Raw genomic sequence first — 13,161 nt, 5'->3', positions numbered from 1 at the left:
ATTAAGGGGCCGGAGGCGAGAGAGATATGCGTATCAGCATAGTTGCGGTCGGGCGATTGCGCGCCGGGCCCGAGAAGTCCCTGCTTGACGATTACCTGACCCGATTTGACCGGACCGGCCGTAGTCTGGGCCTTGGTCCTGCGCGGGTGATCGAGGTTGAAGACAAGAAAAACGCAGGCATGGGGGCCGAGGCCGCGCTGCTGCGCAAGGCCCTGCCCAAAGGCGCGGTGATCTGCACGCTGGATGAGCGGGGGCGGGTGATGACTTCGCCTGATTTTTCCAAGAAACTGGGCGGCTGGCGGGATGCCGGACGGCAGGATCTGGCGCTGATCATCGGCGGGGCGGATGGGATCGACCCCAGCCTGCGGGCTGAGGCGGATTTTTCCATCTCATTCGGGTCGATGGTCTGGCCCCATATGCTGGTCCGTGTGATGCTGGCCGAGCAACTGTATCGGGCTGCAACCATCCTGTCGGGCGGCCCTTATCACCGGGTCTGACATGGCGCAGCTTCTGATCGTTTACCATTCGCGCACCGGCGGAGCCCGGCAGATGGCCGAAGCGGCGGCTGCGGCGGGGCGTGACGAGGCCGAGGTTGTTCTGAAGTTCGCCGATCAGGCCGGGCCGGAGGATTTGCTGGCCGCCGATGGCTATATCTTCTGCGCGCCCGAGAATCTGGCGGCGATTTCGGGTCTGATGAAGGAATTTTTTGACCGCAGCTACTACCACGTGCTGGGCCGGATCGAGGGTCGACCCTATGCTCAGATGATCTGCGCCGGGTCGGACGGAGAGAATGCCGCCCGTCAAACTGCCCGCATCGCCACCGGCTGGCGGTTGAAAGAGGTTCAGCCGCCGCTGATCATCTGCACCCATGCGCAGACGCCCGAGGCAATTCTGGCCGAAAAGACAATCCCTGACGAACAGCTTGAGCACTGTCGTGAGATCGGTGCTGGGATGGCCGCAGGGCTAAGCCTCGGGGTGTTCTGAGCGTCAATTCAGATCGACGACCGTAGTGTCTTCAGCCCAGCCGCCAACATTGTCGCGGGCCTGAATCTGCACCTGCGCGGTGCCTTCGGGAATGGCGACGCCACCAAGTGATCGGGTAAAGGGTTGCTCATCCACATGCGGATGATGCAGCACGCGCATCCCCAGCTCATTCCCGTCCATGTCCAGCACACGCCAGCCATCTGCGTAATCGTCCCAGCCGGTGTCAGGATGCCGGATGGTGACGTCAAACCGCCATGTATCGCCGCTTTGGCGGGCCGAGACCTCCTCGATTGTCGGCGGATCGGCCAGGACGGGCGTGGCAAACAGGGCGGTAAGAATCAGATAACGCATGGGTAGACCATAATTTGTTAAGCGCAGTATTGCGATCACGTCTTGGTGTCAGGCGGCAAGGTCAAAAGAACTGAGCGAGAGTGCGAGGCGAACTCACGCCGGTAGAGAACGCCAACCGTGATGGCTGTTCCAAGGATCAGCGTGATGGGCCCCAGGAACCAGGCCAAAGAGGCAAGAGCGAAATAGGTGGCCCGCAGCGCGCGGTTGAAGCTGCGGGCGGCGGTCACGCAAATCTCGGCCGACTGGGCCGCGCGAGGGTAGGCCTGTGCGTCCTCCGGGTCGTTCGGAACAGCAGCCATCAGCACGGCGCAATAGCCAAACAGACGGTGCGCCCAAACATATTTCAGAAAGGCATTGGCCAGAAACAGGATCACGACCAGTATCTTGATCTCCCACACCAGCGCAGGCGCGCTGCCGATGGCCAGATCGCTGGCGACACCGGACAGTTGTTCGGTATTGCCCAGCAGGGCCAGCCCGCCGCCAATGGCGATCATCGTGGTCGAGGCGAAGAACGTACTGCCCTGCCGCATCGCCGCCACGACCTGCGCGTCGAACATGCGCGGTTGCCGGGTGACCATCTCGCGCATCCAGTCCCGGCGGAAGTCGTCCATCATCATGGAAACGGATCGCCTGTTGGGTAAGGGATGCTCGATCTTCCAGCCGATCCCCTGCCAGGCCCCGATCAGCAACAGGATGGCGACATAGTCCAGTGTCGAAAACAGAAGCGCGCGATCAATCCAGGTCATGGGCGCGACAGTAGGCACAGATCATTGAACTTGCCAGATCGATAAATTGGTAATATTATTTTACCAAATTGGAGGATCAGCAATGGACATGCCCCAGCCAAATCCCGATGTGCTTGCACGCAAGCAAAGCGTTCTGGCGCGTTTGCTGCAGGTTTTGCCCGGGGATGCGGTGATTCACGACCCGGCGGAAACGCGCGCTTATGAATGTGATGCGCTGACCGCCTATCGCTGTCCGCCGATGCTGGCGGTGTTGCCATCAACCACGCAAGAGGTCTCGGACGTTTTGCGCATCTGCCATGATGAGGGCGTGCCGGTGGTCCCGCGCGGGTCCGGCACATCGCTGGCGGGCGGAGCGCTGCCCACGGCGGATTGCGTGATTCTGGGTGTGGCGCGCATGAATGAGGTGCTGGAGACGGATTACGACAACCGCTTCATCCGCGTTCAGACCGGTCGCACCAATCTGAGTGTGACCGGCGCGGTCGAGGAGGAGGATTTCTTCTATGCGCCCGATCCGTCCTCGCAACTGGCTTGCGCGATTGCGGGGAACATCGCGATGAACTCGGGCGGGGCGCATTGTCTGAAATACGGTGTGACCACCAATAACCTGTTAGGCGTCAAGATGGTGATGATGGATGGCAGCGTTGTCGAGATCGGCGGCGCGCATCTGGATTCCGGTGGGCTGGACCTGTTGGGTGTGATCTGCGGCTCTGAAGGGCAGTTGGGCGTCGTGACCGAGGCAACGCTGCGCATTCTGCGCAAGCCCGAAGGCGCGCGGCCTGTGCTGATGGGGTTCGATGACAATGAGGTGGCCGGGCAATGCGTTTCGGACATTATCAAGTCGGGCATCCTGCCGGTGGCGATCGAGTTCATGGATACGCTGTGCATCAAGGCCTGCGAGAACTTCGCCCATGCGGGTTATCCCGATTGCACGGCTTTGCTGATAGTCGAAGTCGAGGGGTCCGAGGCCGAGATCGACTATCAGCTTTCGAAGATCATCGAGATTGCCAAGCGTCACAACCCGGTCGAATTGCGCGAGAGCCAGTCGGCGGAAGAAAGCGCCAAGATTTGGCTGGGGCGGAAGTCGGCCTTTGGGGCGATGGGGCAGATGAATGACTATATGTGCCTGGACGGGACGATCCCCGTGTCGTCCTTACCCGAGGTGTTGCGCCGGATCGGTGAGTTGAGCGAGGAATATGGCCTGCCCGTAGGCAATGTCTTCCATGCGGGCGATGGCAACATGCACCCCTTGATCCTGTTCGATGCCAACAAGCCCGGTGATCTTGAGAAATGCGAGGCGTTTGGCGCGGATATCCTGAAGCTGTGCGTCGATGTCGGCGGGTGCCTGACCGGAGAGCATGGGGTGGGAATCGAAAAGCGGGATCTGATGTCGCATCAGTACACGCCCGCCGATCTTGAGGCACAGATGGCGGTAAAGGATGTGTTCGACCCACGGTGGCTGCTGAACCCGGCCAAGGTGTTTCCATTGGATGTGTCGAAAGGGCGGCGGATGGCGGCGGAATGAGGGGCCAGCCCCTCTTGGCCCTGCGGGCCAATTCACCCCGCCGTATTTTTGAACAAGAAGAAGTATCATGAGACCTGAGACAGAGATGGAACTGGCCGAGATCGTGGCCGGGCTGAACGGGCCGGTGCGTATTGAGGGCGGCGGCACGCGGGGCGTACAGGGACCCGAGCCGGTTTTGAGCACGGCCGCTCTGAGCGGAATAACGCTTTATGAGCCGGGTGCGCTGACTTTGGTGGCGCGGGCCGGAACTCCGTTGTCTGAGGTCGAGGCAGCGTTGGCAGCGGAAGGGCAGCAACTGGCGTTTGAGCCTGCGGATTATCGGGTACTGCTTGGACATTCAGGAGAGCCGACGATTGGCGGAATCGTAGCCGCCAATATCTCGGGCCCGCGCCGGGTGCAGGCCGGGGCGTGTCGGGATTTTCTGCTGGGGGTGCGCTTTGTTGATGGGCTGGGGCAAGTGGTCAAGAATGGCGGGCGGGTGATGAAGAATGTCACCGGCTATGATCTGGTCAAGCTGATGGCCGGATCCTGGGGCACTCTGGGTGTTTTGACTGAGGTATCGTTGAAGATGCTGCCCATGCCCAAGGCGACGGCGACTTTGGGCGTTTCGGCCCCCCATGTCGCGGGTGCGATTGAAGTTCTGTCTGCGGCGTTGAAATCCCCCTTCGAGGTCAGCGGCGCTGCTTATGATCCTGCGATGGGGCTGGCCCTGTTGCGGGTTGAGGGGTTTGAGGATTCGGTTGCCTATCGCGCTGGGCGGTTGCAGACGGTTTTATCCGGGTTTGGCGAGGTGTCGCGCATGGAAAACCCTGAAGATATTTGGTGCGCGATCCGGGATGCCCGGGCGTTTGCGGGCAAGGATGGCGATGTCTGGCGTATCTCGGTCAAGCCGAGCGACGCACCTGAGATTTCTGCGCGGCTTGAGGCCAGCGGGCTGTTGCTGGATTGGGGTGGCGGATTGATCTGGGCGCTGGTGGATGACGGGTCGGACGTTCGGGCGCGATTGGGGGATTTTTCAGGCCACGCAACGCTGGTGCGGGCGGCCCCGGAGACGGTGAATGCTCTGGGCCGGTTTCAGCCTGAACCGGCACCGGTTGCGGCTTTGACCCGTGGGTTGCGGCAGCGGTTCGACCCGCATGGCCGTTTCAATCCGGGCCTGATGGGGTAGGCAGATGCAGACGACATTTACCGAAAAGCAACTGCAGGACCCGGCGATTCGGCGCTCCAATGAAATCCTGCGCAGTTGTGTGCATTGCGGGTTCTGCACGGCCACGTGTCCGACCTATCAGGTGCTGGGCGATGAGCTCGACAGCCCCCGGGGTCGCATCTACCTGATCAAGGACATGCTTGAGAATGACCGTGTGCCGGATGAGAAAACGGTCAAGCATATCGATCGTTGTCTGTCTTGCCTCGCTTGTATGACCACCTGCCCATCCGGAGTGCACTATATGCACTTGGTCGATCACGCGCGGGAATATATCGAGAACAATTACAAGCGCCCTCTGTCGGATCGGGTGTTGCGCTGGGTGCTGGCGCAAATTCTGCCCTATCCGATACGGTTTCGCTGGGCCCTGATCGGGGCCAAGCTGGGCCGTCCGTTTCGGTTCCTGATGCCGGATGCGCGGTTGCGGGCGATGCTGGACATGGCACCGAAACACATCCCTCCGGTCAGTCGCAATGACGATCCGCAGAGCTTTGCGCCCATCGGCCCGCGCAGAAAACGCGTTGCGCTGATGACGGGCTGCGCACAGAAGGCTCTGAACACCGATATCAACGACGCCACGATCCGGTTGCTGACCCGTTTGGGCTGTGAGGTTGTGGTGGCCGAAGGGGCCGGGTGTTGCGGGGCGCTGACCCATCACATGGGCAAAAGTCGTGACAGTCACGTTGCGGCGGCGGCCAACATACGGGCCTGGGCCCGCGAAATGGATCGAGACGGGCTGGATGCCATCGTCATCAACACCTCGGGCTGCGGCACAACGGTCAAGGATTACGGGCATATGTTCCGCAATGATATCCTGGCCGATGATGCTGCGCGTGTCTCGGGTATTGCGATGGATATCAGCGAGGTACTGATGCAGTTGGACCTGCCTGAACAAAGGTATCAGGGCCTGACCGTTGCCTATCACGCGGCCTGTTCGCTTCAGCATGGGCAGAAGATCAAGACCTACCCGAAAGACCTGCTGAAGCGGGCCGGGTTCAAGGTGGTGGAACCCGCAGACAGCCATTTGTGCTGCGGCAGTGCCGGTACCTATAACCTGATGCAGCCCGAAATCTCGGGCCAGTTGAAGCAGCGCAAGGTCAAAACGCTTGAGGCGAAAAGACCCGATATTATCGCTGCGGGGAATATCGGCTGCATGATGCAGATCGGCTCGGCCACCGAGGTTCCGATTGTGCATACGGTCGAGCTGTTGGACTGGGCAACCGGCGGGCCGAAGCCCCGGGCACTGACCACCAGCCGGGCAAATCAAGACGTGCCAATCCTGCGCTGAAACCGCGTGATGCCCGGTGGCATCATATCGGTCACAAAACCCAATCCGCCCTATTTTCGCCGCACGCGCCCCATAAGACAGTGGGCCGGAGGAAACGGGCGGAGTACCGCGTGCGCAAATGGATCAAAGCGATGGCGCTGTGCGTGTTGCCTTTCACGGCAGCGGCACAGGACACCGGGCTAAAAAGCCTGGAAACCTCTGATTCCGGTCGGGATTGGATGGCTGTCGGTCGGTTGAACATCAAGGGCGTGGGGTTTTGCACAGGAACGCTGGTTGCGCCGAATCTGGTCCTGACCGCCGCGCATTGTCTTTTCAACAAAGGCACCGGCCAGATCATCGATCTGGCGGATATCGAGTTTCTAGCAGGCTGGCGTCTGGGGCGGGCCTTGGCCTATCGCGATGCACGGCAGGCGGTGATTCATCCGGGCTATAGCTTTGGTGCCGACGCGTCGCCTGACCGTGTCAGCACGGATATTGCCTTGATCGAGCTTTGGCAGCCAATTCGAAACACCTCCGTGACCCCGTTTGACACCGGCGCGCAGCCGAAACGCGGCGAAGAGGTCGGCGTGGTGTCCTACGCGGCGGATCGGGCCGAGGCCCCGTCACTGCAAGAGGTCTGTTCGGTCATGAATCGGCAGGCGGGCATTCTGGTCATGTCCTGCGATGTGGATTTCGGGGCTTCCGGCGCGCCAGTCTTTTCCTTCTCGGGGCCCGAGCCGCGCATCGTCTCGGTCGTGGCCGCCAAGGCCAGCATGGACGGGCAAAGCGTGGCCATTGGCACCGCAGTCGAACACGCGCTTGAGCTGTTGCAGGCCGAGCTTGCGGCAGGGCGCGGGTTCACATCCTCGGCGTCAGGAAACGGTGGGGGCAAAAACGTAGGGGCGAGGTTCGTCAAGCCATGATCAGGGTCATTCTTTGTTTTCTTCTCGGTCTTTCTGTCATTGCAACCACCGCGCAGGCCCAGACCAACAAGCGCAAACTGACAGATCGAGAGGATCTGTACGGGTGGGAAGCGATTGGCCGGCTGGACGTCGGCACGCGTTCCTTCTGTACCGGAACGCTGATTGCACAGGATCTGGTTTTGACCGCCGCACATTGCGCTTTGGACAAGCGGACGGGCAAACCTTATGTGCCGGGCGAGGTTACGTTTCGCGCGGGCCTCAGCAACGGCACCGCATTGGCTGAACGCAAGGTGGTGCAGATCGCCGCCCATCCCGGTTATGTGGCAAATTCGCCCCTGTCCGTTCAGAGCATTCAGGACGATGTCGCCCTGATGCGGCTGGAAGAACCGATACCCTATGACATTGCCGACCCGTTTGCCCTGCATAACGGGCGGGTGGCGAACGGCGAGATCAGCATCGCCTCATACGGACGCGGGCGGGCCGAGGCGATTACGCGCGAACGCTCGTGCCGTATTCTGCAACGGCGGCAGGGGCTGATCACCTTTGATTGTGACATCACCTTCGGCTCGTCCGGGTCAGCCATTCTGGCCAGGAACGGCTCGCGCTGGCAGATTTTGTCCGTGGTTTCCGCCGTCAGTGTGCAGGGTGGCCGAAAGACCGGATTTGGGATGGAGCTTGAGGGCGTGGTCTCGGACCTCAAAGCAATCATGCGCCGCGACGCGCCCCAGCCCAAAGCGTCGATCCGCCGGTTGCAGGTCGGAACGGACAAGTCCAGTTCCGGCGCGAAATTCATCAGCTCGGGCGGGGGTTGAACTTGGTCAAAATGCTACCCATGTGAACTGTACCGGGTCGCCACAAACGGGGCCTGGCAGTTGAAATCGCCCGTCCGTTCGGAGGGCATATATCGTAAATCGCTCAAGGATGAGGATACGACACATGCGTACTTTTGATTTTGCACCGCTGCACCGCGCCACCATTGGCTTTGACCAGATCGCCGACATGATGGACCGCGTTCTGACCAACGACGTGGCACAGCCCAGCTATCCCCCATACAACATCGAGAAAACCGATGCCGACACTTACCGGATTTCCGTGGCCGTCGCCGGTTTTTCCGAAGCAGACCTGTCCGTCGAAGTGAAGGAAAACTCGCTTGTCGTGGCCGGTAAGAAAGCCGCCGAGGATCAGGAGCGCAGCTATCTGCACCGTGGCATCGCCACCCGCGCATTCGAGCGTCGTTTCGCGCTGGCCGACCACGTCCGCGTCACCGGCGCGAGCCACGAAAACGGCATGCTGAACATCGACCTGAAGCGCGAAGTGCCCGAAGCCCTGAAACCGCGCCGGATCGAGATCACCTCGGCCAAAGCCATCGAGAAGGACGTGGTTGACGCGAAAGCGGTCAACTAACGCCTGAAAGTCCTGCGACAGTCGCCTCCTCCCAGACTGTCGCAACCCACGCCCCGCGTTCCTCCAGACGCGGGGCGTTGTTAGTTTTGACTACCCTAGTATTGAGATCGCCTCTAAGGTGTGTGTCGTAGCTTAATAACTTTGGAAAAAACGTGTATTTTCGGTATCTGAGTTTTTTGCTTCTATGGCCATCCGCCCTTATTGCGGGACCGCACCTGTGTGAGGCCGTCAATCCTAACAACAATCCTGTTGGGAGCGTTGAGGCGTGTTCAGAACTACTGGAAGATAATGACCTATCAATAGAAGTGCGTGCAGCGGCTCTCAGTGATCGAGGTATTGCCTATCGCGAGCTCAGACGATTTGAGCAAAGCGCACAGGACCTCACGGATAGCCTGGCTTTGGTTCGAGATACGTCTACGATGCGAATGCTGGCTTGGACATACCGGGAAATGGGCCAACCCGTAGATGCCGAGGCCATGTATTCGGAGATTTTGACCACAGATACGCATTGGCAAGGCTGGTTATCCAGATGTGTTGTGCGACAGGATCTTGAGCGCTTTGAGGGTGCATTGGAAGATTGCCTGAAGGCACTTAGCCAAGTCGAAGACAACGAAGACGTGTTGTTCTTTACCGCCCGCGCTTACAATTTCCTTGGCCAGCCCGAGGATGCTCTTCTTCTGGCCGAAAAGGCAATTTCTGTAGAGCCCGACTCACCAAGGCATTTGGTAGAACAGGCATGGGCGCTGCATTTGATGGGACGAAGCGAGTTTGCCCGGGACTTGGCGCGGTTGGGCTTGCGCCGTTTCAATGGCGACTCCGGCTTGTTGTCCTTTTTGGAAGATACAAAATAACAAGGTCCCGCGAACAGCCTTCGTGGGACCTTTTTTGAAGTTCAATTCCCAGCCGTTACCGACCCGATCGACCAGAACTTCGTCTCGCCCGAGGCATCGTCGACGCCGTCATTGTCGGTCATAACAAATGCCTCGCCCGAGGGCAGGATGGCCAGGCCTTCGATCTTGTCCAGAACGTAACCGCCGGTCGAGGTCAGGTCGGGCAGCAGGTCGCGGACCTCTTCCTTGCTGACCACCGGCAGGTCGCCGCCCAGCGGGGCCGGGGTCATTTCTGACAGCGGGATGCGGTAGATCTTTTTGGTCACGGCGCGGTGGTCGTGCTGGTTGTCGCGTTCGATGACATAGACATGGTCACCGAAGGCCACGATTTCCGACAGGCCAACCCAGCCTGTTTCCGGGTCTGCCTTGGGATAATGCACCGCGCCCCATTCCTGGGTCTCCAGATTGTAGGCGACCAGTTTCACGTGGTTTTCCGGGTCGTCTTTCCATTCGCGCTGAACGGCCATCCACAGGGTGTCGCCGACCTTGGTGATGCCCTCAAAACCGAAACGCTTTTCGACGGCCATCAATTCCGGCGGCAGGCCAATCTCGCCCTTGCGGTCTTTGATCAGACCGTCGGCCGAGACATGGTAGATCGCGTGCGGGATCACCCGGTCAGTGCGACCTTCCGAGGCGACGTAGAAGCCGCCGTTGCCGTCCAGCGTGATGCCTTCCAGGTCCAGCTTCTGCGCCGGGTTGCCGTCCTGACGATGAATGCGGATCACATCCACGATACGGGCAGGTTGCTGGCTGGGGTCGATCTTGAAGATCGACGGCTGGAAACCGTAAAAGCTGTCATTGACCGCATAGATCATGCCGTCCTCATCCGCGACCAGACCGGAGAGTGCGCCCCATCCGATCAGTTCATCCGCGCCTTCCGAGGTCAAATGCGGATAGTTGGCCGGGGCGTCCTGATACTCGAAAATCGAGACATGCGCGCGCGGGCCGCCATCTTCGATCAAGTCCTTTTCGTTGGCCGAGATCAGCAGGTTGCGCTCGGGGATCGCCACATAGCCTTCCGGTCCAACGCCCGAAGGCAGCAGTTGTTTCAACACCGGATTAGCCGGGTCGGTGGCGTCATAGACACCAACGACCGAGGCACGCTCGGCCCCGACAAAGATCATCGGCGTGCCGTCGAAGGTGGCTGCGGTTACGCTTTCAGGCTCGACGCCCTTGGCGTCTGAACGCTTATCCGGGTAGTGGCCAATCTGAATGATCGCCTTCTCGAACTCGGTGCCATTCTCGTAAACAACGGTGCCGTCCTTTTGGAAGATCGTCCAGCCGCGCGAACCGCCCTGATAGTCGCCTTCGTTGGCCGTGGCGAAGTGGCTGTCGTCGATCCATTTCACTGCATCGGGTTCACGCAGGCGACCCGGCTGGCTTTCGGTGAAAATCAGCGCGCCGCGTTCGTCGGTGGCGTCGATGCCTTCCAGATCCACGCTGCCGGCCGAGAAATGGCTGACCACGTTGCCGTCTTTGTCGACAACCGCGATGTGGTTGTTTTCCTGCAAGGTAACGACGGTTTCGCCGAGGGCGTTGATGTCAACAAACTCCGGTTCGGGGTCGGTGGGCGCAACTTCGGCCAAACCGGTCAGCGAGGCCATTTTCATGCCCGCGCAATCCAGCGCGCCATCCTTCAAAGGCACCAGTGCCAGCGATCCGGCGGGCAATTGCGGGATGATGCCGTCGTTCAGGTCTTCGTCCCGCTCATTCTCGATCGCTACGGCAACAAAGCTGCCATCGGGCGCAATCGCGACGCTGTCGGGCTGACCGCCCAGATCACAAGCACCGGATTCGGCCTTACCCGCGATATCGACCGAGATCAGCTTGCCCGAAGGCGCAGTGTAGCTTTCCGACGTGTTCACGCCAACAAAAGCCGTGTCGCCAACGATCCCAACCGAGGTCGGTTCACCCCCCACTTCCATCGCACCCAATGGCGCAGGGTTCGCGGGGTCGCTGATGTCGATCATGCCGATCACACCCAACGGGCTGTCGGTATAGACCAGCGTCATGCCATCCGCAGTGGCCGCGATGATCTCGGGCGAGGTTTCGCGAGTGGTATCGGCCCCTTCGGCCATGTTCTTGACGACGGGGAAAGACGCAATTCGGTTGAAATTCATCTCTGCCATGGCCTGACCGGCAGTCAGGGCAAGGGCAGATGTCAGGCAGACATAGCGCAATGACATCGGTTGGGATCCTCTCTGGGTTGGTCGCCAGAGGGATGACCCCGGTTCATTGCGGTATTGTGACGATTTCGATTCAGTTTGATGACAAGCGCATCAGGGTCGGCCACCGCCCGAAGGCGATGGCCGGATCGCATCAGACCGACAGGCAGACGTATTTCATTTCCAGATAGTCTTCCATGCCGTGATGGCTGCCTTCGCGGCCCAGACCAGATTGTTTGACGCCGCCGAACGGGCCAAGCTCGGTCGAGATGATGCCGGTGTTCACGCCGACGATGCCGTATTCCAGCGCCTCGGCTACTTTGTAGACGCGGCTCAGGTCCTTGGCGTAGAAATACGAGGCCAGACCAAAAATCGTATCATTGGCCATTGCGATCACGTCGTCCTCGTCTTCGAACTTGAACAATGGGGCCAGCGGGCCAAAGGTTTCGTCCTGCGCCACCATCATGTCCTGCGTCACGCCGGTCACGATGGTCGGCTGGAAGAAGGTGCCGCCCAGATCATGGGGCAGACCGCCGGTCAGCACCGCACCGCCTTTGGATGTGACGTCCTCGATATGCTCTTTGACCTTCTCGACGGCTTCGGCGTTGATCAGCGGGCCGGTTGTGGTGCCCTCGGTCAGGCCATCGCCAATCTTCAGCGCTTCGACTGCGGCCTTCAGTTTTGCTGCGAACTCATCGTAAACACCGGCCTGAACGTAGATACGGTTGGCACAAACGCAGGTCTGACCGTTGTTGCGGAACTTGCACAGCATCGCGCCTTCGACAGCCGCATCCAGATCCGCGTCGTCGAACACGATGAACGGCGCGTTGCCGCCCAGCTCCATCGAGCATTTCATGACCTGATCGGCGGCCTGTTTCAGCAGGATGCGCCCCACCTCGGTCGAACCGGTAAAGGTCAGCTTGCGCACACCGGGGTTTTCGCAGAACTCCTTGCCAATCTCACTGGCGCGCGACGATGGCACCACGTTGAACACGCCCGCCGGGATGCCCGCCTGTTCCGCCAGAACCGCCAGAACGATCGCGGACAGAGGCGTTTCTTTGGCTGGGCGCGCAACAAAGGCACAGCCCGCAGCCAGCGCAGGCCCGGCCTTGCGGGTGATCATCGCGTTGGGGAAGTTCCACGGGGTGATCGAGGCCGCCACGCCAATGGGCTGCTTCATCACCATGATCCGCTTGTCGCGCTGGTGGCCCGGGATCGTCTCGCCATAGATGCGCTTGGCTTCTTCCCCGAAGAACTCGATGAAAGACGCGCCATAGGCGATCTCGCCCACCGCTTCGGCCAGCGGTTTGCCCTGTTCGGCGGTCAGGATCTTGCCCAGATCCTCGGCGTTTTCCATCATCAGATCGTACCAGCGCCGCAGGATTGCCGCGCGTTCTTTGCCGGTCAGCTTGGCCCATTCCTTTTGTGCCGCCTCGGCCTGCGCAATTGCACCCGCCACCTGCGCGCGGCTGACATCGGCCACCTCGGCGACCACATCGCCCCGCGCAGGGTTGGTCACGGTGAAGGTGCCATTGTCGCCATCCACCCACTGACCGCCGATATAGGCCTTGGTCGCCAGAAGATCGGGGTTCTTGAGCAGGGATTTCAGATCGGTTGTTGCGTCCAGCATAGGTTAGCCTCCGGCAGATATGGTTTGCGCGCACCCAAACAGGTGTTGCGGGCTTTGTCTATGGCCACTGTGGCG

13 protein-coding genes are annotated in these 13,161 nt (G+C 60.3%); 9 read left to right on the top strand and 4 right to left on the bottom strand.

The genetic code is table 11. The features are described 5' to 3' along the window. Positions 1 to 26: 26 nt before the first annotated feature. Positions 27 to 497: a 23S rRNA (pseudouridine(1915)-N(3))-methyltransferase RlmH gene (rlmH, locus tag ACR0C9_RS20090; protein WP_480781896.1), complete on the top strand. Its 471-nt coding sequence runs from the start codon at positions 27 to 29 to the stop codon at positions 495 to 497. A 1-nt stretch (position 498) separates the two neighbouring features. Further along, complete coding sequence (locus ACR0C9_RS20085; RefSeq protein WP_480781895.1) at positions 499 to 984, top strand: flavodoxin family protein; 486 nt, start codon at positions 499 to 501, stop codon at positions 982 to 984. 3 nt (positions 985 to 987) lie between these two features. On the opposite strand, the gene ACR0C9_RS20080 is transcribed toward ACR0C9_RS20085, so the two are convergent. Together ACR0C9_RS20080 and ACR0C9_RS20075 are read right to left on the bottom strand one after the other, a co-directional pair. Beyond that, a complete protein-coding gene (locus tag ACR0C9_RS20080) occupies positions 988 to 1,335 on the bottom strand; it encodes a hypothetical protein (protein ID WP_480781894.1) in 348 nt (115 codons plus the stop codon). 35 nt (positions 1,336 to 1,370) lie between these two features. Continuing rightward, complete coding sequence (locus ACR0C9_RS20075; protein WP_480781893.1) at positions 1,371 to 2,081, bottom strand: DUF599 domain-containing protein; 711 nt, start codon at positions 2,079 to 2,081, stop codon at positions 1,371 to 1,373. A gap of 82 nt (positions 2,082 to 2,163) precedes the next feature. Between ACR0C9_RS20075 and ACR0C9_RS20070 the strand changes: the two genes are divergently transcribed. The 7 genes from ACR0C9_RS20070 (at position 2,164) to ACR0C9_RS20040 (ending at position 9,252) form a co-directional block, all read left to right on the top strand. Continuing rightward, positions 2,164 to 3,603 carry an FAD-linked oxidase C-terminal domain-containing protein gene (locus tag ACR0C9_RS20070; RefSeq protein WP_480781892.1) on the top strand — a complete coding sequence of 480 codons (1,440 nt, stop codon included), beginning with the start codon at positions 2,164 to 2,166 and terminating at the stop codon, positions 3,601 to 3,603. Positions 3,604 to 3,670: 67 nt separating this feature from the next. Further along, positions 3,671 to 4,771: an FAD-binding protein gene (locus tag ACR0C9_RS20065; protein ID WP_480781891.1), complete on the top strand. Its 1,101-nt coding sequence runs from the start codon at positions 3,671 to 3,673 to the stop codon at positions 4,769 to 4,771. Between the two features lie 4 nt (positions 4,772 to 4,775). Further along, positions 4,776 to 6,095 (top strand): glycolate oxidase subunit GlcF, encoded by a 1,320-nt coding sequence (glcF, locus tag ACR0C9_RS20060; protein ID WP_480781890.1) that lies wholly within the window; start codon positions 4,776 to 4,778, stop codon positions 6,093 to 6,095. Positions 6,096 to 6,205: 110 nt separating this feature from the next. Further along, positions 6,206 to 6,997, top strand: a complete 792-nt coding sequence (locus tag ACR0C9_RS20055; protein WP_480585895.1) for a trypsin-like serine peptidase — start codon at positions 6,206 to 6,208, stop codon at positions 6,995 to 6,997. Continuing rightward, positions 6,994 to 7,809 carry a trypsin-like serine peptidase gene (locus tag ACR0C9_RS20050; protein ID WP_480781889.1) on the top strand — a complete coding sequence of 272 codons (816 nt, stop codon included), beginning with the start codon at positions 6,994 to 6,996 and terminating at the stop codon, positions 7,807 to 7,809. The genes ACR0C9_RS20055 and ACR0C9_RS20050 overlap by 4 nt, the downstream gene beginning before the upstream one ends. 124 nt (positions 7,810 to 7,933) lie before the next feature. Then, positions 7,934 to 8,401, top strand: coding sequence for an Hsp20 family protein (locus tag ACR0C9_RS20045; RefSeq protein WP_170738040.1), 468 nt, complete (start codon positions 7,934 to 7,936; stop codon positions 8,399 to 8,401). Positions 8,402 to 8,553: 152 nt separating this feature from the next. Beyond that, positions 8,554 to 9,252 (top strand): tetratricopeptide repeat protein, encoded by a 699-nt coding sequence (locus ACR0C9_RS20040; RefSeq protein ID WP_170738042.1) that lies wholly within the window; start codon positions 8,554 to 8,556, stop codon positions 9,250 to 9,252. 41 nt (positions 9,253 to 9,293) lie between these two features. Here ACR0C9_RS20040 and ACR0C9_RS20035 read toward each other — a convergent pair whose 3' ends face one another. Together ACR0C9_RS20035 and ACR0C9_RS20030 are read right to left on the bottom strand one after the other, a co-directional pair. Next, positions 9,294 to 11,477 (bottom strand): esterase-like activity of phytase family protein, encoded by a 2,184-nt coding sequence (locus tag ACR0C9_RS20035; RefSeq protein ID WP_480781888.1) that lies wholly within the window; start codon positions 11,475 to 11,477, stop codon positions 9,294 to 9,296. 133 nt (positions 11,478 to 11,610) lie between these two features. Then, on the bottom strand, positions 11,611 to 13,086 hold the full coding sequence (locus ACR0C9_RS20030; protein ID WP_480585907.1) for an NAD-dependent succinate-semialdehyde dehydrogenase: 1,476 nt from the start codon (positions 13,084 to 13,086) through the stop codon (positions 11,611 to 11,613). Positions 13,087 to 13,161: the final 75 nt, after the last annotated feature.

It is taken from the genome of Ruegeria sp. C12 (genome assembly GCF_056537745.1).
This window is presented reverse-complemented; position numbering and strand designations above follow the sequence as displayed.

What these genes read in the sequence shown, in the direction of transcription:
- rlmH (WP_480781896.1), top strand. Translation starts at nt 27, where the DNA reads ATGCGTATCAGCATAGTTGCGGTCGGGCGATTGCGCGCCGGGCCCGAG.
- ACR0C9_RS20085 (WP_480781895.1), top strand. Translation starts at nt 499, where the DNA reads ATGGCGCAGCTTCTGATCGTTTACCATTCGCGCACCGGCGGAGCCCGG.
- ACR0C9_RS20080 (WP_480781894.1), bottom strand. Translation starts at nt 1,335, where the DNA reads ATGCGTTATCTGATTCTTACCGCCCTGTTTGCCACGCCCGTCCTGGCC.
- ACR0C9_RS20075 (WP_480781893.1), bottom strand. Translation starts at nt 2,081, where the DNA reads ATGACCTGGATTGATCGCGCGCTTCTGTTTTCGACACTGGACTATGTC.
- ACR0C9_RS20070 (WP_480781892.1), top strand. Translation starts at nt 2,164, where the DNA reads ATGGACATGCCCCAGCCAAATCCCGATGTGCTTGCACGCAAGCAAAGC.
- ACR0C9_RS20065 (WP_480781891.1), top strand. Translation starts at nt 3,671, where the DNA reads ATGAGACCTGAGACAGAGATGGAACTGGCCGAGATCGTGGCCGGGCTG.
- glcF (WP_480781890.1), top strand. Translation starts at nt 4,776, where the DNA reads ATGCAGACGACATTTACCGAAAAGCAACTGCAGGACCCGGCGATTCGG.
- ACR0C9_RS20050 (WP_480781889.1), top strand. Translation starts at nt 6,994, where the DNA reads ATGATCAGGGTCATTCTTTGTTTTCTTCTCGGTCTTTCTGTCATTGCA.
- ACR0C9_RS20045 (WP_170738040.1), top strand. Translation starts at nt 7,934, where the DNA reads ATGCGTACTTTTGATTTTGCACCGCTGCACCGCGCCACCATTGGCTTT.
- ACR0C9_RS20035 (WP_480781888.1), bottom strand. Translation starts at nt 11,477, where the DNA reads ATGTCATTGCGCTATGTCTGCCTGACATCTGCCCTTGCCCTGACTGCC.
- ACR0C9_RS20030 (WP_480585907.1), bottom strand. Translation starts at nt 13,086, where the DNA reads ATGCTGGACGCAACAACCGATCTGAAATCCCTGCTCAAGAACCCCGAT.